This is a genomic window from Candidatus Symbiopectobacterium sp. NZEC135 (assembly GCF_025962695.1).
Map to the genome: position 1 here is coordinate 1 of NZ_JAGFPF010000407.1, position 1,527 is coordinate 1,527.

Below are 1,527 nucleotides of genomic sequence, written 5' to 3' on the forward strand. Positions count from 1 at the left end.
CCGGATGGCTGGGTGTCGGGGGATGTGGCCGCAGAAGGTGAGATGGAACTCAGCACCAAGAGTCTGTCTGTGGTGACGGCCAAAGCACGCAGCGCTGGATCGTGGCGCGGTATCGAACCGGTTGATTTGATGTGGTATGCCAAGGCTGGTAATGAAGAAATCAAGGTGGAGGCGTTCGGCTGCAAGCTGGTTGTCAGTGACATTCTGGACAACGATCCAAAGGGCGGCAGCGTCATGACACACAAAATTAAGTTTTTTGTGACCAGTCCGGATTTTGTGCGCATCAACGGCATTCCGTACATCGAAACGGACCTTACGGAAAAACTGATCGGGTAAAGATACCTATGCAGGAATATGAAAAAAACATCCTTTGGTTGGCCGTGTTGGGAGCGTTGATCGCCATCGGCAAAGTGCTGGCCAGTGATGAGAAAGTGACGCCGCGCCTGTTTGTTGGGCGGGTGATTTTGGGTTCCGCCACGGCGCTGGCTGCCGGTGCGGTATTGGTGTGGATCCCAGGGCTATCGCAGACCGCGATCACCGGGTTGGGGGCGGCGTTTGGTGTCGCCGGTCACCAGGTGGTTGAAATCTGGTTGCGGCGTCGTGGTAGTCAATTGCTGACAGGGAGAAAAGGCAATCATGACATTAAGTGAAAAACAGCAGCTTTTTACCCAGCTTGTGGCGCAGCTTATCGCCTGGGCGGGTGAGCGTGGCTACCGCCTGACCTTTGGTGAAGCCTACCGCACGCCAGAACAGGCAAAACTGAATGCCAAAAACGGCAGCGGCATTGCCAATAGCCTGCATACCCAGCGCCTGGCCGTTGATCTCAATCTGTTTGTCAATGGCGTCTACCAGACCAAAACAGAGGATTATTTACCGCTGGGTGAGTATTGGGAATCGTTGGGCGGCAGTTGGGGCGGGCGCTTTACATCGCGCCCGGACGGCAATCACTTTAGCCTCGAGCATCACGGGGTGCGTTGATGGATAAGGCCCTTTTCTGGATGTTCGCCATTGCGCTGGGTGTGAGCATTCTCTGCGATGTGGTTCGTACTGCAATGACCGTCTGCATGGTGTGGGGGTGATTGGTGAATATCTGGGCGATTGTCGGTGTGTTGGTCGCTACGTTTGCCGCAGGTTGGCAAGGGGCAAACTGGCAGCGTGATAGCGTTGAGTTGGCCATCACGCAGGCGGCCAACAAAGCCGGGGAACAATCCCGCCAGGCGATGCAGCAGATTGCCAGCCAATCGGGGCAACGGCTGGAAAGCCAACTGGAGGCGATACGCAATGCGCCAAACAAAGAGATCTATCGGGAGCTGGTTAAGCCGGTGTTTACTAACGTGTGCCTGTCTGCTGAGTATGTCAGCCTGTACAACACCGCTGTCGAAAACACCGAACGTATCCTTTCAGGAAAACCTGAAAAAGAAATGCCCGGTCACTAATTTACCCCGCATTAAGGGGAATACCGGAACGGATGCCGCCATGCCATTAACGCAATGGCCGGAAATATATGCTGATTGTGCAGTACGACAT

Annotated in this window: 4 protein-coding genes; all 4 read left to right on the top strand. The window is 54.7% G+C overall.

Translation table 11 applies throughout. The annotated features are described in order from the left end of the window. A partial coding sequence (locus J5224_RS27325; protein WP_264628283.1) for a DUF2597 family protein occupies window positions 1-336 on the top strand: 336 nt, incomplete at its 5' end. Between the two features lie 8 nt (window positions 337-344). Then, the gene (locus J5224_RS27330; protein ID WP_264628284.1) at window positions 345-650 is read left to right on the top strand and encodes a phage holin family protein; all 306 of its coding nucleotides are present in this window, start codon (window positions 345-347) and stop codon (window positions 648-650) included. Further along, window positions 637-978, top strand: a complete 342-nt coding sequence (locus J5224_RS27335) for a M15 family metallopeptidase (protein ID WP_264628285.1) — start codon at window positions 637-639, stop codon at window positions 976-978. The genes J5224_RS27330 and J5224_RS27335 overlap by 14 nt, the downstream gene beginning before the upstream one ends. A gap of 104 nt (window positions 979-1,082) precedes the next feature. After that, a complete protein-coding gene (locus J5224_RS27340) occupies window positions 1,083-1,436 on the top strand; it encodes a hypothetical protein (RefSeq protein WP_264628286.1) in 354 nt (117 codons plus the stop codon). Window positions 1,437-1,527: the final 91 nt, after the last annotated feature.